Source organism: Acetobacter garciniae, from assembly GCF_017377735.1.
GTDB lineage: Bacteria > Pseudomonadota > Alphaproteobacteria > Acetobacterales > Acetobacteraceae > Acetobacter > Acetobacter garciniae.
Genome location: NZ_JAFVMH010000009.1, coordinates 46,801 through 70,416, shown reverse-complemented (window position 1 = coordinate 70,416; position 23,616 = coordinate 46,801). Strand labels below are relative to the sequence as shown.

Below are 23,616 nucleotides of genomic sequence, written 5' to 3'. Positions count from 1 at the left end.
CCATGCACAAGCGCAGCCGACGCCTGAACGTCTATTTCGACCCCGACATCCATAAGCAGCTCGAGGCCCGTGCCGTGCGGCGGGATATTTCAAAGTCCGCCCTGGTGGAGACGGCGGTGCTGTCGTTCCTGACGGACGATGCCACTGAGAGGCAGGAGGCGGCGACCTCGCGCCGCCTCGACCGGCTGTCGCGCCAGATGGCCGGGCTGGAGGAAGATCTTTCGATCCTGGCGGAGACGGTCAGCCTGTTCGTCCGGTTCTGGCTGACCAGCACGCCACCACTTCCGGAGGACGCGCGGGCATCCGCCCGCGCCATGGGGCTTGAACGGTTTGAAGGCTTCCTGACCGCGTTGGAACGCCGGCTGGCGACGGGGGATCGATTCCTGCGCGACCGTCAGCGCGATGTCGCGGCACGGCAGGATCCGTCGGGCACCGATCCCGCCTGAATGCTCCCAATTACATACGCTTTTACCGCATCCCCCGAAATCCTTGTTGCCAGCAGATAAATCCGCTCCCTTCTAATGATCCCCGTCGTCGTCCGGAGAGGCCGGATGATCCGTAAAAACGGGGATTCCCATGGCGGTTACACCGATTGAAAGTGGTGCCCGACAGCGTGGCATGTCCATGCTGCGCACGGCGATGGGACCGGCGATTGCCCGGCACCTTGCCGATCCGGCCGTGGTCGAGGTCATGCTCAATCCTGATGGGCGGCTGTGGATCGACCGTCTGTCCGAGGGGCTGGGCGATACCGGCGACAGGGTTACGCCAGCCGATGCCGAGCGCATCGTGCGTCTCGTGGCCCACCATGTCGGGGCTGAGGTGCATGAGGCAGCACCCCGTGTCTCGGCCGAGTTGCCAACCGGCGAACGGTTCGAGGGATTGCTGCCGCCCGTTGTGACCGCCCCGAGCTTCGCCATCCGCAAGCCCGCCGTGGCCGTGTTCACCCTTGATGACTATGTCGCTGCCGGAATCATGACGGAGGGGCAGGCGGTATTTCTGCGCCGCGCTGTTGCTGCGCGCAAAAACATCCTGGTTGCCGGCGGGACATCCACGGGCAAGACCACGCTGGTCAATGCCCTGCTGGCCGAGGTGGCCAAAACCGGTGATCGCATCGTGCTGATTGAGGACACGCGCGAACTGCAATGCATGGCACCCAATCTTATCGCCCTGCGGACCCGTGAAGGCGTGATTACCCTTTCGGACCTTGTCCGGTCCGGCCTTCGCCTGCGTCCGGACCGTATTCCCATCGGTGAGGTGCGTGGGGCCGAAGCCCTTGATCTGGTCAAGGCATGGGGTACCGGGCATCCGGGTGGCATCGGTACACTCCATGCCGGATCGGTGCTCGCTGCCCTGTATCGTCTGGAACAGTTGATCCAGGAGGCGGTGGTGACAGTGCCGCGCGCCATGATCGCCGAAACGATCGACGTTATCGCGGTCCTGTCCGGACGTGGCAATTTCCGCCGCCTGTCCGAACTGGCGGAAATCGACGGCCTTGATCCTGTGACGGGCGCCTATCGCATCCGTCCGGTCAGCCTCTCTTCTCCCGAAACATCCCGCTCTGCCAATGGAGAATCATCATGAGGCCGCCTTCACGTCTGCGCGCCATCGTGTGCGCTGTCGCACGTCCTGACCGGCATGTGCCGGATCCCCGTGTGTTTGGAGCGTCCATGCTGCTGTCGCTTGTTTTCGCGTCGTCGGCATGGGCGTCAGGATCCAGCATGCCGTGGGAAACGCCCCTGAACGAGATTCTGGAATCCGTGCAGGGACCGGTCGCCAAAATCATCTCGGTGATCATCATTACCGTGACCGGCCTGACCCTGGCCTTTGGCGAAACATCCGGCGGGTTCCGCAAGATGATCCAGATCGTCTTTGGACTCAGCATCGCTTTTGCCGCATCGAGCTTCTTCCTGTCGTTCTTCTCTTTCTCCGGAGGGGCACTGATCTGATGGCGGGATATGAGGATGACGCGGTGCCGGGGTTCCATGTCCCGGTGCATCGCTCGCTGACCGACCCCATCCTGCTGGGTGGGGCGCCCCGTGCCGTCGCCATCGCCAACGGCACGCTGGCTGCCGCGATCGCCCTCGGTCTGCGCCTGTGGCTGATCGGGACTGCCTTCTGGATCGTGGGTCATGGGCTCGCGGTCTGGGGTGCCAGGCGCGATCCGCTGTTCGTGGAGGTGGGACGGCGGCATCTGCGCTATCCCGCCTGGCTCCGGGCGTAGGGAGGGCAGGGCGATGATGTCCCTTGGCGAGTATCGCAACCGTGCCGCCCTTTTGTCGGATTTTCTCCCATGGGCTGCGCTGGTGGAGAAAGGTGTTGTCCTGAACAAAGATGGCAGCTTCCAGCGCACGGCAAAAATTCGTGGTCCCGATCTGGATAGCGCCACACCAGCGGAACTGGTGGGTGTGACCGGCCGTCTCAACAACGCCCTGCGCCGTCTGGGCTCTGGATGGGCGGTGTTCGTGGAAGCGCAGCGCGTCCCGGCGACAGTGTACCCCGAGAGTGATTTTCCCGATGCCGCCAGTCAAATGGTCGATCTGGAGCGCCGTGAGCAGTTCGAGGATGAGGGCGTGCATTTCGAGAGCCGGTATTTCTTGACCCTGGTCTGGTTGCCGCCAGCGGAATCATCAGGCCGTGCCGAACGCTTTCTCTATGAGGGCAGGGAACGGGACGGCCCCGATCCACACGGAATACTCCATGCGTTCGTCGACCGCACCGATCGGATGCTGGCGTTGCTGGATGGGTTCATGCCCGAGGCCGCGTGGCTCGATGACGGCGAGACGTTGACCTACCTGCATTCGACCATTTCGACGCGGAACCAGCGGGTCCGGGTGCCGGAAATTCCTATGCATCTGGATGCCCTGCTGGTGGATCAGCCTCTGTCGGGTGGTCTGGAGCCGAAACTCGGCGATGCGTTTTTGAAAACCCTGACCATCACGGGTTTCCCGAGCCGCACGTTTCCCGGAATCCTGGATGACCTGAACCGGCTGGCGATGCCCTATCGCTGGTCCACCCGCGCGATCCTGCTCGACAAGACCGACGCCACCAAGGTGCTGACGAAGATCCGACGGCAGTGGTTCGCAAAGCGCAAGAGCATTGCAGCCATTGTCCGGGAGGTGATGACCAATGAGGCGTCGGTTCTGGTGGATAACGATGCCGCCAACAAGGCGGCGGATGCCGATTTAGCGCTCCAGTCGCTGGGCGCGGATGATGTCGGGCAGGCCTACATCACGGCGACCGTGACGGTCTGGGATGGATCCGCGTCCATCGCAGCTGAAAAACTGCGCTTGATCGAAAAAATCACCCAGGGGCGCGACTTCACCTGCATGTCGGAAAGCGTGAACGCGGTGGAGGCATGGTTGGGATCTCTGCCAGGGCATGTCTACGCCAATGTGCGCCAGCCCCCGGTCTCGACCCTGAATCTGGCGCATATGATACCGCTTTCGGCCGTGTGGGCCGGGCCGGAGCAGGACGGGCATTTCAGGGCCGCGCCGCTGTTCTACGGCAGGACGGCGGGTGCCACACCGTTCCGGTTTTCGCTTCATGTCGGGGATGTCGGTCATACCCTGATTGCCGGCCCGACAGGGGCCGGCAAATCTGTCCTGCTGGCCCTTATGGCGTTGCAGTTCCGGCGCTATGCGGGATCGCAGATTTTCGCCTTTGACTTTGGCGGGTCGATGCGGGCGGCGACGCTGGCAATGGGAGGCGACTGGCACGATCTGGGTGAAAACCTGTCGACAAGTGAGGTGAATATTCCCGGGATTGCCCTGCAGCCGCTGGCGCGGATTAATGATCCCGACGAACGCAAATGGGCCAGTGAATGGCTGGGGCAGATTCTTGTCGGTGAGAGTGTAACGCTCACCCCGGAGGTGAAGTCTCACCTTTGGTCGGCCCTGAACTCCCTGGCGTCATCGCCCGCTCATGAACGGACCCTGTCAGGCGTGGTGGCGCTGCTTCAATCCAACGCCCTGAAACAGGCGCTGGCTCCCTATTGCCTTGGTAGTCCTTATGGTCGCCTGCTGGATGCAGATACCGAGCGGCTGGGTGATGCCGATGTCGTGGTGTTCGAGACCGAGGGGTTGATCGGCTCCGGTGCAGCGTCTCCCGTGTTGTCCTATCTGTTTCACCGCATTGAGGGCCGTCTGGATGGGCGTCCGACGCTGCTGGTCATCGACGAGGGCTGGCTGGTGCTGGATGACGGCGATTTCGCTGGCCAACTCCGGGAATGGCTGAAAACGCTGCGCAAGAAGAACGCCAGCGTCATTTTCGCCACGCAGTCCTTGTCCGACATTGCCAATTCGCCGATCGCCCCGGCGGTAGTGGAAAGCTGCCCCACGCGGATCTTCCTGCCAAACGAGAGGGCGATCGAGCCGCAGATCATGGCGCTCTATCGGGACTTCGGGCTCAACGACCGCCAGATCGCCATCATCGCGCGTGCAGCCTCGAAACGGGAATATTACTGCCAGACGCAACGCGGCAATCGCCTGTTCGAACTGGGCCTCGGTCCTGTTGCCCTGGCGCTGTGCGCGGCATCAGGCAAGGACGATCACCGGCTGATCGATCACGTGTTGGCGGAACATGGACGAGATGGCTTTCTCCCAGCCTGGTTCGAGGCGCGGGGTGTCATATGGGCGGCGGACCTTCTGCGGGAAGGGGACGTGTCATGATGGAAAAACTTTTCCATATCCGGGCAAAACTTTTCCGTCGCGCAAACCTGTTGGCATCCGTCATGGCCCTGGCTGTTGGTGCCTGCGTCAGTTCGGTGCAATCCGCCCATGCGCAATGGGCGGTCTACGATGGGGCCGCGCATGTCCAGACCGTGCTGATCGCAGCGCGGGAATTGCAGCAGATTGATAACCAGATCACGTCTCTCGCCAATCAGGCGCAGATGCTGGTCAACCAGGCGAAGAACCTCGCTCTGCTGCCCTTGTCGACATTGTCGACGCTGCAATCGACGATTTCACAGACCACGGCGCTGCTCGCGCAGGCGCAGAACATCGCCTACAGCGTCCAGTCCGTCGAGCAGAAGTACCAGCAGGCCTACACCTCAATTTCGTCCGGCATGTCCGATAGCTCCCTGTTCAGCCAGGCGCAGACGCGGTGGCAGAATTCCGTCGGCGGGTTTGAGGACGCCCTGAAATTGCAGGCTCGGGTAGTAGGAAACATCCCGAGCGACAGTTCGGCTATGACGCAACTGGTTTCGGCCAGCCAGACATCGACCGGGGCGTTGCAGGCGGCGCAGGCGGGAAACCAGCTTCTGGCACTACAGTCCCGCCAATTGTCCGACATTCAGGCCGAACTTGCCGCTAATGGCCGCGCCACAGCCCTGCAACAGGCGCGCGATGCGGCGACGGAAGCAGAAAGTGAAGCCCAGTATCAGCATTTTTCCCAGCATGACGCCTATGTGCCGGGCACGGTGTCGATGTTCGGCAGCAGCGGGAACTGACCGCCATGGCGATGGGCAATGTGGGCGTTATCGACTCCTTCCTGAATACCTTCACCACCACCATCGACAGCGGCTTCGGTCTGGTGAAGGGGAATGTGATTTCACTGGCCGGAACACTGTCCGTGCTGGATATGGCGCTGGCTGGCCTGTTCTGGGCGTGGGCGGCGGATGAGGACATCATCCAGCGTCTGGTGAAGAAGACGCTCTATATCGGCTTCTTCGCCTGGGTCATCAACGATTTCGATGCGCTCTCGAAGATCGTCTTTGACAGTTTCGCGGCCCTTGGCCTGAAAGCCGGTGGCGGCAATCTGGCACTCGGAGACTTCCTGCGGCCCGGCCGACTGGCATCCACGGGTTTCGATGCAGCCCAGCCGCTTCTGGACTCAGTCCACAATCTCCTTGGTCCGGTCGCCTTCTTTACGAACTTCATCCAGATCTTCGTGCTCTGCCTGTCGTGGCTGATCGTGCTGGCGGCGTTCTTCATTCTGGCCGTGCAGCTTTTCGTGGCGCTGATCGAGTTCAAGCTGACCACACTGGCAGGGTTCGTGTTGATCCCGTTCGCCCTGTTCAATCGCACGGCTTTCCTTGCCGAGAAGGTGCTGGGCAATGTCGTCTCGTCGGGTGTGAAGATCATGGTGCTGGCGGTCATTTCCGCCATCGCGTCGGTTCTGTTCGCCCAGTTCTCAACCTCCTACGGCAGCGACGTTCCCACGATCGGGCAGTCCGTCTCGGTGGTGCTGGCCTCGCTTGCAATTGTCGGCCTGTCCATTTTTGGCGGCAGCATCGCCAACGGGCTGATCTCCGGCGCACCGCAGCTTGGCGCGGGCGCGGCTGTTGGCACCGGCATGGCGGTGGGTGCCATGGGTGCTGCTGCTGCGGCCGGTGTCGGGGCTGTCGCTTCCGGTGGTGCCGCCGCCCTTGGTGCGACCGCTGCTGCGGCGCGGGGTGGGGCCGCGATTGCCGGGGCAGCCACGTCCGCCTATTCGGCTGGAGCCGCAGGCGCATCAGGTGGTGCGGGCAGCATGGCCGCCGGGATCGGAGGCATAGGCCGGGCCGTCGGCGGGAACGTCGCGAATGCCGTCAAAGGAGCGGCCTCGCGTGCCGGTTCATCCCTCAAAGAAAGCTACGCCGCCGGTGGACGCTGGGCCGCACGCGGGATGGGCGGTGGAGAGAGTGACGAAACTGGTGGCAGCGGGCCGTTTCCATCAGGTGGGGGTGGTCCTGCCGGAGAAGGGGGTGGCCCCAGGGGTGGCGGCCCTACCGGTGAGGGTCCGGCTGGTGGCGATGGTGGCGGTTCTGGCGAACCGCCCCGCTGGGCGCAGAAGATGAAGCGCCGCAATGCCGCAGCCCATGCTGCTGAAGCCGCTCATATTATCCGCTCCGCCGATGGCGGCGGTGGCTCGGCGTCCATTGATCTCTCGGAGAAAGAATGATGTTCCGTCGCTCGACCACACGCTACGGGACCACGCCCGAACCCGTGACACCATATCAGAAAGCGGCCCAGATCTGGGACGAACGGATCGGTTCCGCCCGCATCCAGGCCCGTAACTGGCGGCTGATGGCGTTCGGTTCCCTGTTCCTGTCCGCCGGTCTTGGGGCTGGCCTGGTCTGGCAGTCTATGCACGGCACCATCACGCCGTGGGTGGTGCAGGTGGACCGGCTAGGGCAGGCGCAGGTCGTGGCCCCCGCGACAGCGGGCTATATGCCCGCCGATCCGCAGATCGCCTGGTATCTGGCGCAGTTTGTCCATGACGTGCGCGCCCTGTCGTCGGACGCCGTGGTGGTCCGGCAGAACTGGCTGCGTGCCTATGATTTCACCACCACGTCAGGCGCGCAGGCGCTTAACGACTATGCCCGCCTCAACGATCCGTTCTCGCGCATCGGGCACGAGCAGGTCGAGGTGGATATCGCTTCAGTGATCCGGGCCTCGCCCGGCAGCTTCCGGGTTGCCTGGACCGAGCGCCATTACCGCGACGGGGCGTTCAGCGGCACCGAACGCTGGACCGCCATCGTCTCGATCGTTCTGCGCACGCCACGCGATGCCGACCATCTCAGGAAAAACCCTCTGGGCATCTACGTCTCCGCCATCAACTGGTCAAAGGAGCTGGGCCAATGATCCGTCGCGCTCTTCGTGTCCTGCCGTTGCTGATCCTGCCTCTGGCTGGCTGCGCGGGCAGTTACCATCCGCCCGTCATCCGCTACGATGACGCTGTTCAGGCAACACGTCTGCCGGACCCACCGAAGCCGGTGCGGGTGGTGGAAGTCCCGAAACCGCTTCCCCTGCCGGGCCAGCTCAAGCCGTTGCCCTCACGACTTGCGGTCCATCCGGCCCCCGAAGTCGCTGACCCCACAGCGCGCGTGACGCAGGCCAATCTGGCGGCCCGCATCCAGCCCACGCGGGCCGGGTTCATCAACGCGGTGCAGGTCTATCCCTATTCTCCGGGTGCCCTCTATCAGGTCTATACCTCGCCCGGTGAAATTACCGACATCATGCTTCAGCAGGGGGAGAAGCTGGTCGGCACCGGGCCCGTCGCGGCCGGTGACACCGTGCGCTGGATCATTGGCGATACCGAAAGCGGGGCGGGGGCAACGAGGCGCATCCATATCCTGGTCAAGCCGACGCGGCCGGACCTGACCACCAACTTGATCGTCAACACCGACCGGCGGACCTATCTGGCGGAACTGCGTTCCACGCCCGCGACCTACATGGCGTCGGTGTCGTGGGATTACCCCGAGGATGGTCTGATCGCCCTGCATCGGCAGGACAATGCGGCCGATGATACAGCGCCGGTGGATACGGGGCTGGATCTGGCCGCGCTGAATTTCCGTTACACCATCCAGCCGGTGAAAGGCGGGACACCACCCTGGTTGCCCGGCCGGGCGTTCGATGATGGCCACAAAGTCTATATCGCCTTTCCGGCTGGGATCGGGCAGGGGGAACTGCCCCCGCTCTTCGTGCTGGGAGCCGATGGCGGTCCGGAACTGGTCAATTACCGGGTGCGGCAGAACTGGATGATCGTGGACCGGCTGTTCGCTGCCGCCGAGCTGCGGCTGGGGGATAAGCACTCCGAGCAGCGGGTGCGCATCGTACGCACTGACGGACGTCGAACATGAGCGGGCAAGCACCGACAGTGGGAGAAAATCCAGCGGCCGCCACTACAGGGGGAAATTCCGCATCATCACTGCCCGACCTGCGCCTGCGGGCGGAACGGCCGCGCGTGGTGCGTCTTAACCGCACCGTGGTCTGGGCGCTCGGCGGGGCAGGGATGCTCGCCATTGGTCTGGCACTTGGCTACGCGCTGGAGAACAGCAGCCACAAAGCGCCACCGGCCGCCAGCCAGGACACGGATGTGCGTCCGTCCGCCGACGGGCTGGCGGGGCTGCCGTCCGATTATGTCGGCAATGGCGTCCCGAAGCTCGGTCCCGCGCTGCCCGGCGATCTGGGACACACCATCCTGAAAGCACAGGGGCAGGGGAAAGCCTCATCAGGTGGAGATAACCGGCGGGCCGCGCAGGAAGTCGAGGCCGCGATCGCCAGCCGGCTGTTCGTGCAGACGGGGGAACGTGACCGCGCCGACGAACAGACGATGCCGCCCGCCTCGGGCGCTCCTGCCTCTCAGGGACCACCGGCCCCTGCGACCGACGCACAATCTGGCAACCGTGCCTTTCTGGCGGGCCAGCCGGACCGCATGACCGTCAGCCCCGACCGCGTCATGCCCCCGGCCTCACCTTATGTCCTGCAGGCGGGCACGGTGATCGCCGGCGCACTGAACACAAAGATCAGTTCCGACCTGCCGGGTCAGATTACCGGCCATGTCACCCAGAACGTCTATGACAGCCCGACCGGTCGCTACCTGCTGATCCCCCAGGGCAGCACTCTGTTCGGGGCATATAACAGCGGAATTTCCTTCGGGCAGCAGCGCACCCAGATCATCTGGACACGGCTGATCTTCCCCGATGGCGAGAGCCTCGTACTGGAGAAGCTCCCCGGCGGCGACGCCATAGGCCAGTCTGGACTGTCCGACGAGGTGAACAATCACTGGGGGCAGCTTTTCAAGGCGGCTCTGGTCACGACCCTGCTCAGCGTGGGTTCGGAGGCGGGCACGTCGTGGAATGAAAACAATCTCATGCAGGCCATCCGCTCCGGTGCCAGCAACGGCTTCTCCATGGTCGGCAACCGACTCATCGAGCGCAGCCTCAACGTCCAGCCCACCCTGACCGACCGGCCGGGCCTGCCGTTCACCCTAATCCTGAATCGGGATCTGGTCGTCCGCCCATGGCATGTAAAAGGAGAAACGGATCATGAGTGATCTGAAAATCAGTGCTCTGCCCGATGAAAAACCGGTTCGGCTTACAATCGATCTGCCCGCACCTGTGCATCGTGATCTTCTGGCTTATGCGGAAGCCATGAACGCCCTGTACCAGCAGAGTGTCACGCCACAGAAATTGATAGCACCAATGATCGAGAAATTCATTCTCTCCGACAGGGCTTTTCTCAGGTGGCGTCAGAAGCGTTCGGGGGCTTCACCGTCCTCACCAGTTTAAGAAGCGTCTGGAGCGCTGGATTGTGGTTCTGGCGTGACCACAGGGCATGAAATGTCAGGAGGATGGGATCACCTGCAAGGGGGAGCAAACGCACGCCCGGCACCGACAGGCTTGTTGTGGCGGCCGAGGTGAGGGCCACTGCCTGGCGGCGCACGACATCGGCCAGCAGGGTGTCTCGCCCAACCACCATGCGTTCGATCCGGGGTGGTGCGCCATGTTGTTCGAGATAGGGAAGGGCTTGCGCCATAAGCCATGATCCCATGCCTTCCCGGCGAACCAAAAAGGTATGATCCGCAAGATCGTTCCATGTCACGGCCTCCTGCATCGCCACGGGGTCATGCTCGGAAAGTGCCGCCATCATGGTTTCAGTCCATAATGGCATGACGCACAGGATATCATGGGCCAGTGTCCGAGGTGGTGGAACGTCAGGGGTAAAGGCAATATCGATCTCGCGTCGTCGCAGTCCGGAGATCAGAAGATCAGGGGCGAATTCGCCCGAGATCAGCCGAACATAAGGCGAATGTTTTACGAAACGGTCGAGAATATTGCGCAGAAATCCTCCCGCGCTTGAGGACTGGACACCGACCATAAGCCTGCTTTCAGTGGTGACTGGAAGCAGGCGGGTGGGACGGAGTGCGTGGTCAATCAAACTGACGGCTTCATTGATGATGGAGAGAAACTGCTGCCCCTCGTAGGTGACATGCACGCCGTTGCGGCGTTCAAACAGGCGGAAACCGATAATATCTTCAAGGGTGGCGATCCGGTTGCTGATAGAAGATTGTGAAATCCGTAAGGTTTCACCGGCCTTTCGGAAATTACGATGTTCTGCCACCGCGAGAGCCTCAACCAGTGAGGTAAGGGATATCTGACCGCTGACGATCAGGCGGAAGAGCATGTTCCTGTCGTTCTGCGCATCATTCTGGTGTGATCCCACAGGACGTGTCTCCGAACAGGTTTCTCCAGTTTCGCGAAAGTTTTTGGGGTGGGGAGCGTATTCCACGCCTGTTGCCGTGTAACCTCACGGATCTTGCTCAGGCGCGTCTCACGAGTTTGACATGGAAACGAGGGGCAACGTGTTGAACTTACTGAAAAAAAGCGCTGTAGTTTCGGGCGGGGAAATTTCACCAATTATACGTCAAATTTCCATACACTCGCCGTCCCTGACCCACATAACAATCACTATTATTGCATCGTGTGACATAATATTTATTCGTTAAATTGGAAATTGCTAGCTGTGCTTTTAAACCCTTCAGGGCAGGAATGGATGCACCAAAATCGTAGTGGGCGCCAATATCAAACAGGAAATATGCAGGCGACTTAAACGACTCCACATTTCCAGCATAAGTAAAACCAACGTAACGCAAGCCGCCGTTCACACCAAATCCGTTGAAAACGCTTCGAGGTAAAGAGTAATCCAAAAATAATGAAAACATATTGCGTGGCACATAGGGAACGAACATTCCTTCTTGAGAAATGGCGTCACCATAAGTTAATCCTGTATAAGGATTATACCGCTTTGCTGTTTTGTTTGTCTTTGCATACCGGATATCCACGTAACTATACGAGGCTATCATTCTCAGATCTTTCGTAAGGTTCGCATTCGCTGAGACTTCAAAACCTTGAGACTTAACTCTTCCCGCATCAAGGCTGTAATTAGTGTGGACCGGGTCCTGCTCTAGATAATGGTCTTCATCGATATGAAAAGCTGAAGCTGTCAACAGAATATCCCTGTTAGGAACTTTATATTTTAGACCAACTTCCAGTTGCTTCCCAGTCAATGGTGCGAACGGCTGCCCTTGATAGTTTGTTGAAGTCTGAGGAACGAAGGATGTTGAATAACTAAAATAAGGAGTTAATCCAAAAGCGAAATTATAAAGGATACCCGCCCTCCAGGTAAAAGCGCTCGCTGGTTGTGGTGCCGTATTTCCTGGGGTCTCTGTTGTAATATTTTGTCCATTGGTATTGTTGTAGGTGTGGCTCAAAGCGTGCCCATTATAATTTATCCAATCTTGCCTACCCCCCAACAGGATTGATAAGCGCTTCCACTTGATCTGATCTTGAAAATATATACCCTCTTGAAAATAATCATACCGCGATGTGCCGAATGATCCTTTACAGCCAGCTGAAACAGAGGTGCTAAAACAAGGGGTATAGCTTGCCCCCGGGTTGTACATATTTACAATAAAATCCCCCCCCGTCGTTTTGTCTCTCTGGTAATACCAATTATAATGATAAGATCTAAAGTCAGAGCCAACAACCCATGTATGTTGTAACGGTCCTGTCTGAAATTTTCCGTATACTCTGGTATCAAGAGCGGTAGTTTTGAAAGTCTCTTTAGCCCATTCTGGCGCCTGATATACCTCTTCGGAATTTACAGAACCATCGTAGTATGAATCTTTATCATTCATGCTACTTTGCTCGTATCTAAATGTTTGGCTGAAATTTATATACTTATTAAACTTATGCTGAAACTGGTATTCAAACATTGCGGTTGTATCTGCTTGCGTGTTCCAGTTAGTGGCACCAAGAAAATTTCTTCGTGGAATTCGACGATATCCGTCCGTAATTAATGACCCTTTCAAAGGATAGTCATTAGACTGACTGATGCCTGTCCCTGGCGTATACATATACATCCCGAGAAGGGTCAGAGACGTTTTATGATCGATGTCCCATGTTATAGACGGCAGTACACCAACCCTGTGGTAATCGACATGGTCAGTTTGCGTCCCTTGGGTTACGCCAATCGCAGCGACCCGATATCGTAGATTGCCAGATTTGGTGAGTTTATCACTAAAATCAACCGTAGACTGATATCGTCCCCAATTACCAAAACCGACAGAAACTTGATGCAAAGGCGTGTCAGTTGGCTTCTTGAGGCTCATGGCAAGCATGCCACCCGGTGTCGTCTGGCCGTACATAACTGACGCGGGCCCATTGATGGCCTCAATACGCTCCAAGAAAGCTGTTTCGCCTGCACTTTGCGAGTTGCTTAAAAGACCATCGACAAACTGGTTTGTAGAGAAGCCTCTTTGATAAAACGATATACTATCCGCTGCTGCATTACCGTTATTGAAAGTGCCAGAAGCGCCAGCATAAAGGCCCGCTGTGTATTTCAGCGCGTCCATGACTGTTTGTGCGCCTTGGTCGAGCATCTGCTGTTTAGTTACAACGTAAATCGAACTCGGGATTTCAGTTATTGGCGTGTCGGTCTTTGTTGCTGACATCGTGTTCTCGGCAACATATCCGACACCGGGTCCGGTCGGATCCTGGTGCGTAACGGTGCCACCGACACGCACTGGACCAAGGGTGATATTAGCAGTTTCTTTTTGAATAATAATGACATTTCCACTGATCCGGGGTCTTAGGCCAGTGCCACCGAGCAGGACATTCATGGCTGCGGTAGGCGTCAGAGTGCCGCTGATACCTGGGGAACGTACATTACGTGTTAATTCACCGGCCGCGACAGTCTGGACATGCGTGATCTTTGAAAAAGCGGCGAGTGTTCCATCCAGCGATTGTGCCGGAATGGAAAAAGAAAAAGTTTGTTCGGTGGGGCTGACGGTAGCTGCTGCTTTGGCTTGCCCGATGCTGGCGACAATGCCGACCGAGCAGCAAAGAGACGTTGTTAGCAGCAGTCGCGCCATTCCGCATCGCGAGGGGAGGCATCTGGAGTGTATATGAAGTCCGCTCACCTGTTCTGGTTCCCTGTCATCTTCCGGGAATGCTTTCTGATATGAGAAGCATTCTCACTTGCATCTTGTTTGTGAAGACGACGGAACCCGGCACTTTCGGAAAATTTTTATGAATTTATTTTTTGTGATGTGAAAAAGAGTGCTGTCTGAGAGGTCTGGCCGGTATCAGAAACGGTATTTGCTCTTTGGATCAGGTCATCGCTGATCGTGTCAAAGCTGGATGAAGGATCAGTAGAGGACGGTCAGATAACGCGTGAAGCGTAGAATCCTGAGTCCAAAGGCCTCGTGAAGGGCGTTTAGGGCTGTGTCTTCCTGACCGATGACGAACGTGCCGGAAACGGGCCTGTTACGCCCCTGAAGGCTGGCGAGCACGAGCTTCGTGCTGCCATACCGGTTGAGTTCCGCGACGACTTCCACAAGCGGCTTCTGACGGAAAACGAGGTTCCCCTTGCGCCATGCGCCAATGTCATCAGGATCAACTGCCTGTATGCCGCCGAGACCGCCTGTGCCGTAGGAGATATCCTGTCCTGCCGTCAGCCTGACGTGATCGGGGGGAGGGGGGCCATAGGCAACGTCAACCACGCCTTCTTCCACGGTGACGTTTGTCTGTCCGTCCAGATATCTGAGATCAAAGCGCGTGCCGACATCGGTCACTCGGCCTTTGCCGGCAAGAACGTAGAACGGGTGCGCACTATCGTGACGGACAGAAAACCATACCTCTCCATGGAGCAGGGCGAGGCCTCGTCCATGTGTGTCAGGCAGGATCTTCAGGGCGCTATTCGGGCTGAGCGTTGCAACAGACCCATCCGCCAATGTCACCGTTTTCTGTTCGCCCTGGCCAGAGCGGTAATCCGCCTGAAGCCAGTCACTCCAACCGCTGGACAGCATGGCGATACAGGCGATGGCCAGACCAAGGCTGCCTAACGCCAGGACCGAACGGCGTGAACCTCGGGGGCGTCGGATGGTGCTGCGCGCGGGCACTGGTGGTTTTTGTGCAAGCGTTATCCTGATGTCCGATGCAAAAGTCTGGACGTCTTCCCAGGCTGCCTCATGGTCAGGGCTCTGTGCACACCATCTACGAAAAGCATCCCAATCTGCCTCAGTGACATTGTCCCCTTGCAAACGATGATACCAGGCATTGGCCGCATCAAATGCGTCACCTGACGGTTCATTCCTGTTCTGCACGTTCAGATATCCAGCCGCCCAGAAGGCGGACATGCTGTCTCGTTTATCGTTTCCGCAGGTGTAACAGGCGACAGGTCAGGATACCATGATCCTGTTTGCGGTGACGCGTAAATGACTGTCACTGATGGTCGCTGGCGTACTGGCGGCAGGCTTTCATGGCGTCACGAAGATGATATTCCACACGGCGCAGGTCCATCCCTTTTTCTTCCGCGATCTGACGGTAACTGCGTCCCTCGAGATGGAAGCGGATGAAGATGTCACGTGTTTCGTCGGGGAGAGCGGCGATTGCTTCCCGCAGAATGGCCCTGCGCTGCTTTTCAGCATGCTGGACCTCGGCATCGGGAACGGGGCAGGGGAGGTCAGGGGCTACACTTCCTCCATCCCGGTTTCGCTCACGTCTGATCCGACGGTTATAATCCAGCATGATGTTGGATGCCGTGGTGAAGAGGAGATGTCCCGGGTTGTTGACGGCCTCAGGTTCAGCCAGCCGACTGAGCCGCATGAACGCATCCTGCACCACGTCCGCAGCCTGTTCCGGATCCGCACATTTCCTCCTGGCAAGCGCCTCGACCTTCCGTTGTTCAGATCGGAAAAGCGTTGTCAGAAGTGTGCTCCAGGACGTCACGTGCTTGGTCCATTCATGTCATCGGTCATGACGGGTTGGGGTTGATCCTTAGAGACGGACAGCATGTCAATGCGATTCATGCCTGTAACGCAAATGAGAAAAAGTCGCAATATTTTCACATTCCACAGTGCCGCCGGAAATGGCCGTGGCTTGGGATAAACCAGAATGTCCTGGTGCTGTGGAACGGAGCGGCAAGCGACATGATCCACTTGTTCGAGGAAGTGACAGGCAGGCGTTTCAATATGTTATCTGAAAAAATTTCAGGGCTCCGAGAAAAAAGCCGTTTTTTGATCGTCTTTGTTAGGTGAGGGAATTGTCGCGGACCGTTTGTGATCAGCCGGTCATCAGCGAAATATTCCCGATTTCCGACGCATGCGAAGGCGCGTAGATGTAATGGACCCGGCAGAATTTTACGCAAAACAGAGTTGCGACTCACTATTACACGCACTTGTGAGCGTGCGGTTTCCATGACCACCCGTGCGCTTCGCCGCTGGTTCGTGGTCCATAAATGGACGAGCCTGGTCTGCACGCTGTTCCTGCTGATCGTCTGCGTGACTGGCCTGCCGCTGCTGTTTTCCGAGCAGATCTGGGACACGTTCGTCGGCGACGATGACCCGCCTTACGAGGTTCTGCCGCCGGGAACGCCCAACGCCAGCCTGGATGTCATCGTGGACAAGGCGCGTGCGCTCTATCCCGGCCAGATCATCACCAGCGTCAATCCGGATGATGATGAACCCGCTGTTCTGGTCTCCATGGCCCCAAGCTGGCAGGCCCTGAAAGACGATGAGAACTACCCGGACCGGCACTCCGGCCACTGGATCAAGTTCGACGCCCGCACGGCGAAAGTGCTGGAGCAGTCGCGCCCGGCGGATGCCCCGAAGGAGCCACGCACCTGGACCGGCATCATCATGGGGATCTGCAATCGGCTCCATACCAGCCTGTTCGCCTATCTGCCGGGTCGCCTGTTTCTTGGCGCGATGGGCGGTGTTTTTGTGGCCTCGCTGGTGTCCGGCACGGTGCTTTATGGCCGCTTTATGAAACGGCTGCCGTTCGGCTCGGTCAGGAGGGATCGCGCTTCACGCCTGACATGGCTGGACCTGCACAACCTGCTGGGGGCCGCCACACTGGTCTGGGCGACAGTCGTGGGTTTTACCGGGCTGGTCAATGAACTCCAGACGCCACTGTTCGGCCTGTGGCGCGTGACCGATGTGCGGCAGATACTCAAACCCTATGCCAATCTGCCCGTGCCGGCGCAGGATCATCTGTCCTCGGTGCAGGCCGCGTTCGACACGGCGGCCAAAGCCGCCCCCGGCAATGAAGTCACGGGCCTGTCATTCCCCGGCGCGTCCTTTGGCAGCCCGGTGCATTACGTGCTCTGGACCCGTGGGAACACACCCCTGCGGGCGCGTCTGTTTACCCCGGTTCTGGTCGATGCCCGCACGGGCGAACTGACCGGGGCGTATCCGATGCCATGGTATCTCCGCTTCCTCGAAATCTCCCGCCCGCTGCATTTCGGCGATTATGGCGGCATGCCGCTCAAAATCCTCTGGGCGTTGCTCGATGTGGTGGTGATCGGGGTGCTGGTCAGTGGTCTGGTGCTGTGGGCGGGCAAGCGCAGGATCGCCACCGATGCCCGTCTGCGGGCGCTGGGGTATGAACTGGATGACCCGGACGATGCGGCTGTTCCTGTCCTAACGGCGGGGGACGCACGATGAACGCCGTCTCTCCCGAAATCCCCATGCCATCCCGGCCTGTTTCGGCATCCCGTTACCCCGTCGCCGTCTGGCCGTGGCCGATCGCGCTGGGCCTGCTCACCATCTTCGGCCTGCTGTCCGCCCTGCTGGGCCAGCAGGGCATCTGGCTGGCCCTGTCGTGGGCCGCCCTGTCCATTCCCCTCATTGTTACGGTCATCTGCCTGATCCGGGCGTGGCGCAGACCGTCTTCCAAAGGAGGTCTCTCATGACCGATCTTGCCCCCATTTCCTTCTCCCCGTGGGACATGTTTCTCAATGCCGGGCCTGTAGTCCGCTGCGTGATGATCCTGCTGGCCGTGGCCTCGCTGCTGACCTGGACGATCTTCATCGCCAAGTCGGTCGAACTGCTGCGTGTGCGCATGAAACTGGCTAAAGCCGAGCAGACGCTGGAACAGGCCAACACGCTGGATCTCGGCGAGGAAGGCACGCGCCAGAACGGCATTGCCCACACGCTGGTCATGGCGGCCGAAACCGAGCGCAAACGCTCTGCCGACATCCCTGATGACAGCGAGGGGCTGAAGGAGCGCATCGTCCTGCATCTCGAACGGCTGGAGGCGGCCGAGGGGCGCAGGCTCCTGCGCGGCACCGGCGTGCTGGCCACCATTGGCGCGACCTCGCCCTTCATCGGCCTGTTCGGCACGGTCTGGGGCATCATGACCTCCTTCACCGGCATTGCCGCCAGCAAGGCGACCAGCCTTGCCGTCGTGGCCCCCGGTATCGCCGAGGCCCTGCTGGCCACGGCCCTCGGTCTGGTGGCCGCGATCCCGGCGGTGGTGATCTACAACCATCTGGCCCGCCAGACGGCGTCGTGCCGCGCGCAGGTCGCCGACCTGACGTCCCTTGTGATGCGCCTTGTCTCGCGTGATCTCGGACGCATGCAGGCCCTGACCGCCAGCGGGCAGGTGGTGCGGCTTGGCGCATCGCGCGACAGCCGCTCGGTCGCCGGGGAGTAAGCGGCATGATCCGTATCCGTCACACAGATGAGAACCCGCATGAGGCGAGCGAGATCAATGTCACGCCGTTTATCGACGTGATGCTGGTCCTGCTGGTGATCTTCATGGTCACGGCTCCGTTGACCACCGTGAATGTGCCGGTGGACCTGCCGTCCTCGTCGGAGAAACCCACACCGCGCCCCGATGATCCGGTATTCCTGACAGTAAAAGCCGATCATGGTCTCGCGCTGGGGGAGGCTGACGTCAGCACCGATGCTCTTCCCGGTGCGCTGGAAACTGCGACCAAGGGCAACAAGGATGAGCGCATCTTCCTGCGGGCCGACAAGACGGTGGATTACGGCACGCTGATGGGCGTGATGGATAAGCTGCGCACTGCGGGATACCTCAAGGTCGCTCTGGTCAACCTTCAGGGACAGGAAGAAGGGAGCGAAGCCGGTTCAACGCCCGTGCCGCCCAGCAATGCGCCTCCTACCGCAGCATCCGGAGGGACACCGTGAGCAGCACCGCAGACATGATGCAGGGGCAGGGTGAGGCTGTCGAAAACTCGGTCATGTCCTTTGCCGACTGGCAGCGCGGGCAGCTTCGTCTGGCCCGGCGTGAGGACGCCCTGCGCTGGGCCCTGTCCTTCCTCGCCGTGCTGGCGGTCGGTGGCGGAGCCGTGTGGTGGATCATGCGCCTGCCACCGCCGGTCATGGCGGTGCCCGAACCACCACCTGCGGCCATCGCCATCGACATGGCTCCGGAACCGGTTTCGACACCGACCCCGCCCACGGACCTGCCGCCAGGACCACAACAGACCCAGTCCATCCCTGATCCGGCGCCAGTCGAACCACCCAAGATCACCGCACCTCCATCACCCGCGCCCAATCCGCCGATCCCGGTGCCCAAGCCCGAGAAGCCAAAGAAGCTGGTGAAGAAGCAGAAGCCGGTGCCGATGCTCAAAAAGCCGATCCCGGACAAGACGCCACCCGCCGAGGCGACCACCGCGCCACCGTCGTCGGAAGCGCCGCCCGCGCCCACGCAGGCAGCCCCGGCACCGGGTGCCTCGTCGTTAAAGGCGTCGCATGATCCTGTCACCTGGCAGGGCGCGCTGCTGGCGCAACTGGAAAAATTCAAGCGCTACCCGTCCGACGCCATGGCGGACCATCAGGAAGGTGTGCCCACCGTGACGTTCTCCATGGACCGCAAAGGGCATGTGCTCTCGGTCACACTCGCCAGCAGCTCCGGCCATGCGTTGCTGGATCAGGAGGCGGTGGCGCTCCCCAAACGCGCCCAGCCTCTGCCCATTCCACCGGACAGTGTCGCGGGGGATCCCATCACCCTGACGGTTCCCGTCGAATTCTACATCCATTCCGGTGGGAACTGAGTTTTTCGCCGTTTCGGTTTTCATTCCCTTTCCCTGATCGTGACAGGATCAAACCCATGCTTGCCTTTTCCGAATACCGCCGTTCCTCGCCGTCCCTGAGTGAGATCCGCCCCGGCATGGGCGCCAGCCGCAGCGCCGTGCGCAGGCTGGAAGACTGCTGCGAAGAGGTCGGCATCAAGATGACCGATCTGCGGCGCATCCTGCTGCACGGCATCCTCGAAGCCGGGCCACGCGCGACGGCGGTGGAAATCTGGAAAACGCTGGGAAAGATGATGGAGGATGGTCACGCGCCTTCGCAGGGGTCGATCCAACGCAATCTCAATCTCTTCGTAGAGCGGGGCATCCTGCGCCGGGATGTCACACCCGACCGGCAGTGGCTCTACAGCGTGGCGCCGGAACGCAAGGCAGCCCTTGCGATCACCTTCGTGGAAGCCGGCACGGGTCGGAAGATCGCCTGCAACGCGCCGGAAGTCGCCACAGTGCTGCGCCGGGTCGCGGCCGAGCATGGTCTGGCGGTGCAGGCCGCCGCCATCACGGTCACACCGTCAGCCGGGCATGATCTGGAGGCCCGCTGACAGACGCCGGATATTTTTCGTCTTTCTCTGAAAAAATGCCCGCATCGATCGTCTTATAGAGTGAGCCCTCCCGCAGGGACGGGACATCTTCCTTGAAATTCATCGCCTGGTTTGTCCGTCGCCCGGTAGCGACGCTCCTTCTGCTGCTTTCCGCCGTGCTGTCAGGCCTGATGGCGCTGCCCCTCCTGCCGGTCTCGGACCTGCCCGATGTCGATCTGCCGGTGATTTCAGTCTCGGCGTCGAATGCCGGCGGTTCGCCCGAGGTCATGGCCCGCACCGTGGCCGCCCCGCTGGAACGGCATCTGGGCAATATCGCCGGTGTGACGCAGATGCAGTCCACCTCCACGAGGGGGCAGACCTCCATCTCGCTGGGGTTTGAGCTGGGCCGTGATCTCAATGGCGCGGCCCGTGACGTGGAAGCGGCCATAAGAGCCGCCCGACGGGATCTGCCGACCACACCGGGATCTGACCCCAGCTATCACCGCGCCAACCCCAATGCGACACCGGTGCTGATCCTGGCGGTGACACCGGGCATGCAGTCCATGGCGAAGCTGTATGATCTGGTGAACACGACGCTGCGGCCCATGCTGTTGCAGGTACAGGGTGTGGGCGATGTGGCGCTCATGGGCAGTTCCGCGCCTGCGGTGCGGGTAGAAATGAACCCGCTGCTGTTTTTCAAATACGGCATGGGGTTCGAGAACCTGCGCGCAGCACTCGCTTCGGCCAATGCGCATACGCCCAAAGGTGTGATCGATATGGGCGACCGGCGCTACCAGCTGGCGGTCAACGATCAGGCCGAACACGCCGATGCCTATCGGGATCTGGTGATTGCCTACAAAAGCGGGCGTCCGATCCGGCTGCGCGATGTAGCGACCGTCACGGACAGCATGCAGGACGTGAACGCCGCCGCGTTCTTTGACGGGCAACCCGCCCTCACGCTGATGGTGCGTGCCCAGCCGGGAGCCAATCTGGTCGGGATAGTCGATGCGGTGAAGGCCCGTCTGCCACAACTGCGCACGCTCATGCCGCCGGGCGCGGACATTGCGGTGGCACGGGATGGCTCGGCGGTGATCCGGTCCTCGCTGCATCATACGCTGGTCACGCTGCTGGCCGCCTGTGTTCTGGCGCTGGCCGTGGTGTGGGTGTTCCTGCGCTCGTGGACGGCATCCGTGGCGGCGGCGATCATCGTGCCGTGCTGCCTGATCGCCAGCCTCGGGCCGATGCATCTGGCGGGCTTCGGGCTGGACAATCTCTCGCTCATGGCGCTGACGGTTGTCACGGGCCTAGTGGTCGATGACGCTATCGTGGTGATCGAGAACATCATCCGCATGCGTGAGCGGGGGCTTTCCATCAACGAGGCCGCCATTGCCGGGGCCAGTGAGGTGGCGTTCACGCTGCTCTCCATCACCGTCTCCGTGCTGGCAGTGTTTCTGCCGATCGGACTGGCCTCCGGTCTGACGGGGCGGCTGTTCCGGGAATTTGCCGGCACCGTGGGGATCGCCGTGACGGTGTCGCTGGTTCTGTCCTGCGTGGTGACGCCCTGTCTGACGGCGTTGTGCATGCGGTTTTCTGAGAACAGAACAGCCGTTCATCCAGAAATGTCTGCCCCAGATTTTCTGGCCCATGAAAAACACAGCGGCAGCCGGTATCGCCGCATTCTGGAAATCTGCCTGACCCATCCCGGCAAGACGGCCTTGCTGCTGCCACTGACCCTGCTGGTGGGGGTATTCCTGTTCACCCGCATGCCAAAGGTTGTGTTCCCGCGTCAGGATATCGGCATTGTTTCGGGCGGGTCGCGCGGCAGCGGCAGTTCACTGGCGCGGACAAAAGCCCGGCTGGAACGGTTCAGTCAGGTCTTGTTGTCCGATCCCGCTGTTAGCCATGTCATCGCCTATCTCGATACCGGCGAGGGTTCCAGCCATGGCATGGTGTTCGCCACGCTGTGCGATCTGTCCAACGGGCGGGCGTCGGGAACAGAAGTGGCCGCTCGCGTCGTGGCCCAGATGGGGAAAGATATCCACGCCGAATACCATGCCCAGGCACCGGGTAACATCATGATGCGGGTCGGCTCGAACAGCAGCGGGGTCAGCTACATCCTGCGCAGCGAGGATGACCGGCTGCTGGGACCGGCGACACGCAGACTGGCGAAAGCCCTGCGGCATCATCCGGAGTTCACGGATGTGGACCCGGACGTCGATCCGCCTGGGCAGGGCATCACGCTGGCGATCGACCGTGACACCGCCGCCCGCGTTGGTGTCACGCCGCAGGTTATAGGCAACACCCTGTCCGACGCGCTGGGCCAGACCACGACCTCGGTCGTCTACACGACACACGGGCAATACAACGTGGTGCTGACTGTGAAAAACCGCTTCCAGCGCGACCCCGAGATCCTGAAACAGTTCTGGATCAGCCCCTCGGGAGGCTCCGCTTCGGGCAGTTCGGCGTCCAACACCATCCGGGTGGTGACATCAGCCACAGCCAGCACCACGGCATCGACGAGTGCCACGGCGTTTCGAAACCAGATCGCCAATTCTCTGGCGGGCGGGGCGAATGCGTCCACCGGATCGGCCGTGGCGACGAGAGCGGAAACGCTGGTGCCGCTGTCGGTGGTGGCCCGGATTACCCCAAGCCTCGATCCGGTGGCCGTCACCCATATCGGCTACGCCAGTTCCGCCTCTCTGGCGCTGGAACTGGCTCCCGGTGTGAGCCTGTCGCAGACACAGGCCATTATCGATCAGGAATGGCGCAGCCTGCATCTGCCGGAAACCATCACCGGAGAGTTGCAGAGCGATGAAGGGGATGTTGGAAAAAGCACCCATGACAGCGAGATCCTGATCATCGGCGCTGTGCTTGCCGTCTATCTGACATTGGGCATGCTCTATGAAAGCGTGTGGCATCCGCTGACCATTCTCTCCACCATTCCCTCGGCCGGGATCGGGGCCATCATGGCCCTCGATCTCTTCGGGTTGCCGTTCTCGGGCATGGCGGTGATCGCCATGCTGTTGCTGACTGGTATCTCCCTCAAGAACGCGATCCTACTGGTGGATTTTGCTGTCCATGCCGAACGCGCACACGGCATGACAGCGCGGGATGCCATTCGGGAGGCCTGTCTGCTGCGACTGCGGCCCATCGTCATGACCACCTTTGCCGCAGCCCTCGGCGCCCTCCCGCTCGTGCTGATGGGGGGCTACGGGATGGAGCTACGCCAGCCGCTGGGCATCGCGCTGATCGGTGGCCTGCTCGTCAGCCAGGCGCAGACCATGTTCACAACGCCTGCGCTCTATCTGCTGGTGGAGCGCCTCGCGCAGTGGAGGAAAGATAGAAGTTTCTGATGGCAGCCATAGGAGGGCAGCGGTCTGTCTTCTTCGAGGCAAAAACACGTGAAAGCGGACGTCTCCGTCAATACCGGCGGGGTTCATTCAAAAGCCCGGACTGCTTCGTTGTCCAGCAAACCTGATGACGCGGACAGTCCGAAG

Annotated in this window: 22 protein-coding genes; 18 read left to right on the top strand and 4 right to left on the bottom strand. The window is 60.4% G+C overall.

Going from position 1 to position 23,616, the window contains the following annotated elements; all coding sequences use genetic code 11:
• The first annotated feature begins 2 nt into the window (after positions 1 to 2).
• From J2D77_RS14505 to J2D77_RS14455, 11 genes are all read left to right on the top strand, one after another.
• Positions 3 to 446 carry a CopG family transcriptional regulator gene (locus tag J2D77_RS14505; protein WP_207847014.1) on the top strand — a complete coding sequence of 148 codons (444 nt, stop codon included), beginning with the start codon at positions 3 to 5 and terminating at the stop codon, positions 444 to 446.
• A 130-nt stretch (positions 447 to 576) separates the two neighbouring features.
• Positions 577 to 1,581, top strand: coding sequence for a P-type conjugative transfer ATPase TrbB (gene trbB / locus J2D77_RS14500; RefSeq protein ID WP_207847013.1), 1,005 nt, complete (start codon positions 577 to 579; stop codon positions 1,579 to 1,581).
• A complete protein-coding gene (locus J2D77_RS14495) occupies positions 1,578 to 1,946 on the top strand; it encodes a TrbC/VirB2 family protein (protein ID WP_207847012.1) in 369 nt (122 codons plus the stop codon). Before trbB ends, J2D77_RS14495 begins: the two co-directional genes overlap by 4 nt.
• Positions 1,946 to 2,221 (top strand): VirB3 family type IV secretion system protein, encoded by a 276-nt coding sequence (locus J2D77_RS14490; protein ID WP_207847011.1) that lies wholly within the window; start codon positions 1,946 to 1,948, stop codon positions 2,219 to 2,221. Before J2D77_RS14495 ends, J2D77_RS14490 begins: the two co-directional genes overlap by 1 nt.
• Positions 2,222 to 2,234: 13 nt before the next feature.
• Positions 2,235 to 4,667 carry a conjugal transfer protein TrbE gene (gene trbE / locus J2D77_RS14485; RefSeq protein WP_207847010.1) on the top strand — a complete coding sequence of 811 codons (2,433 nt, stop codon included), beginning with the start codon at positions 2,235 to 2,237 and terminating at the stop codon, positions 4,665 to 4,667.
• Positions 4,664 to 5,446 carry a P-type conjugative transfer protein TrbJ gene (gene trbJ / locus J2D77_RS14480; RefSeq protein ID WP_207847009.1) on the top strand — a complete coding sequence of 261 codons (783 nt, stop codon included), beginning with the start codon at positions 4,664 to 4,666 and terminating at the stop codon, positions 5,444 to 5,446. Before trbE ends, trbJ begins: the two co-directional genes overlap by 4 nt.
• 5 nt (positions 5,447 to 5,451) lie before the next feature.
• Positions 5,452 to 6,879, top strand: a complete 1,428-nt coding sequence (gene trbL / locus J2D77_RS14475) for a P-type conjugative transfer protein TrbL (protein WP_207847008.1) — start codon at positions 5,452 to 5,454, stop codon at positions 6,877 to 6,879.
• The gene (trbF, locus tag J2D77_RS14470) at positions 6,879 to 7,562 is read left to right on the top strand and encodes a conjugal transfer protein TrbF (RefSeq protein ID WP_207847065.1); all 684 of its coding nucleotides are present in this window, start codon (positions 6,879 to 6,881) and stop codon (positions 7,560 to 7,562) included. Before trbL ends, trbF begins: the two co-directional genes overlap by 1 nt.
• Positions 7,559 to 8,560 (top strand): P-type conjugative transfer protein TrbG, encoded by a 1,002-nt coding sequence (gene trbG, locus J2D77_RS14465; protein ID WP_207847007.1) that lies wholly within the window; start codon positions 7,559 to 7,561, stop codon positions 8,558 to 8,560. Before trbF ends, trbG begins: the two co-directional genes overlap by 4 nt.
• Positions 8,557 to 9,756: a TrbI/VirB10 family protein gene (locus tag J2D77_RS14460; RefSeq protein WP_230975836.1), complete on the top strand. Its 1,200-nt coding sequence runs from the start codon at positions 8,557 to 8,559 to the stop codon at positions 9,754 to 9,756. Before trbG ends, J2D77_RS14460 begins: the two co-directional genes overlap by 4 nt.
• Positions 9,749 to 9,991 (top strand): DUF2274 domain-containing protein, encoded by a 243-nt coding sequence (locus tag J2D77_RS14455; RefSeq protein WP_207847006.1) that lies wholly within the window; start codon positions 9,749 to 9,751, stop codon positions 9,989 to 9,991. Before J2D77_RS14460 ends, J2D77_RS14455 begins: the two co-directional genes overlap by 8 nt.
• On the opposite strand, the gene J2D77_RS14450 is transcribed toward J2D77_RS14455, so the two are convergent.
• From J2D77_RS14450 to J2D77_RS14435, 4 genes are all read right to left on the bottom strand, one after another.
• Positions 9,942 to 10,886: a LysR family transcriptional regulator gene (locus J2D77_RS14450; protein WP_207847005.1), complete on the bottom strand. Its 945-nt coding sequence runs from the start codon at positions 10,884 to 10,886 to the stop codon at positions 9,942 to 9,944. The genes J2D77_RS14455 and J2D77_RS14450 overlap by 50 nt on opposite strands.
• A 226-nt stretch (positions 10,887 to 11,112) precedes the next feature.
• Positions 11,113 to 13,635 (bottom strand): TonB-dependent siderophore receptor, encoded by a 2,523-nt coding sequence (locus J2D77_RS14445; RefSeq protein ID WP_039905641.1) that lies wholly within the window; start codon positions 13,633 to 13,635, stop codon positions 11,113 to 11,115.
• A 276-nt stretch (positions 13,636 to 13,911) separates the two neighbouring features.
• On the bottom strand, positions 13,912 to 14,901 hold the full coding sequence (locus J2D77_RS14440) for a FecR family protein (protein ID WP_006560042.1): 990 nt from the start codon (positions 14,899 to 14,901) through the stop codon (positions 13,912 to 13,914).
• An 85-nt stretch (positions 14,902 to 14,986) separates the two neighbouring features.
• Positions 14,987 to 15,493: an RNA polymerase sigma factor gene (locus J2D77_RS14435; RefSeq protein WP_006560043.1), complete on the bottom strand. Its 507-nt coding sequence runs from the start codon at positions 15,491 to 15,493 to the stop codon at positions 14,987 to 14,989.
• 467 nt (positions 15,494 to 15,960) lie between these two features.
• Here J2D77_RS14435 and J2D77_RS14430 point away from each other — a divergent pair, with 467 nt between their 5' ends.
• The 7 genes from J2D77_RS14430 (at position 15,961) to J2D77_RS14400 (ending at position 23,472) form a co-directional block, all read left to right on the top strand.
• Positions 15,961 to 17,208: a PepSY-associated TM helix domain-containing protein gene (locus J2D77_RS14430; protein ID WP_006560045.1), complete on the top strand. Its 1,248-nt coding sequence runs from the start codon at positions 15,961 to 15,963 to the stop codon at positions 17,206 to 17,208.
• Positions 17,205 to 17,456, top strand: a complete 252-nt coding sequence (locus tag J2D77_RS14425; protein WP_006560046.1) for a hypothetical protein — start codon at positions 17,205 to 17,207, stop codon at positions 17,454 to 17,456. The genes J2D77_RS14430 and J2D77_RS14425 overlap by 4 nt, the downstream gene beginning before the upstream one ends.
• Complete coding sequence (exbB, locus tag J2D77_RS14420) at positions 17,453 to 18,199, top strand: tonB-system energizer ExbB (RefSeq protein ID WP_207847004.1); 747 nt, start codon at positions 17,453 to 17,455, stop codon at positions 18,197 to 18,199. Before J2D77_RS14425 ends, exbB begins: the two co-directional genes overlap by 4 nt.
• A gap of 5 nt (positions 18,200 to 18,204) precedes the next feature.
• A complete protein-coding gene (gene exbD, locus J2D77_RS14415) occupies positions 18,205 to 18,696 on the top strand; it encodes a TonB system transport protein ExbD (protein ID WP_207847003.1) in 492 nt (163 codons plus the stop codon).
• Positions 18,693 to 19,565 (top strand): energy transducer TonB family protein, encoded by an 873-nt coding sequence (locus tag J2D77_RS14410; protein ID WP_407927106.1) that lies wholly within the window; start codon positions 18,693 to 18,695, stop codon positions 19,563 to 19,565. Before exbD ends, J2D77_RS14410 begins: the two co-directional genes overlap by 4 nt.
• A 56-nt stretch (positions 19,566 to 19,621) precedes the next feature.
• The gene (locus tag J2D77_RS14405) at positions 19,622 to 20,140 is read left to right on the top strand and encodes a hypothetical protein (RefSeq protein ID WP_006559851.1); all 519 of its coding nucleotides are present in this window, start codon (positions 19,622 to 19,624) and stop codon (positions 20,138 to 20,140) included.
• A gap of 92 nt (positions 20,141 to 20,232) precedes the next feature.
• Entirely contained in the window at positions 20,233 to 23,472 is a 3,240-nt protein-coding gene (locus tag J2D77_RS14400; protein WP_207847002.1) for an efflux RND transporter permease subunit, read from the top strand.
• Positions 23,473 to 23,616: the final 144 nt, after the last annotated feature.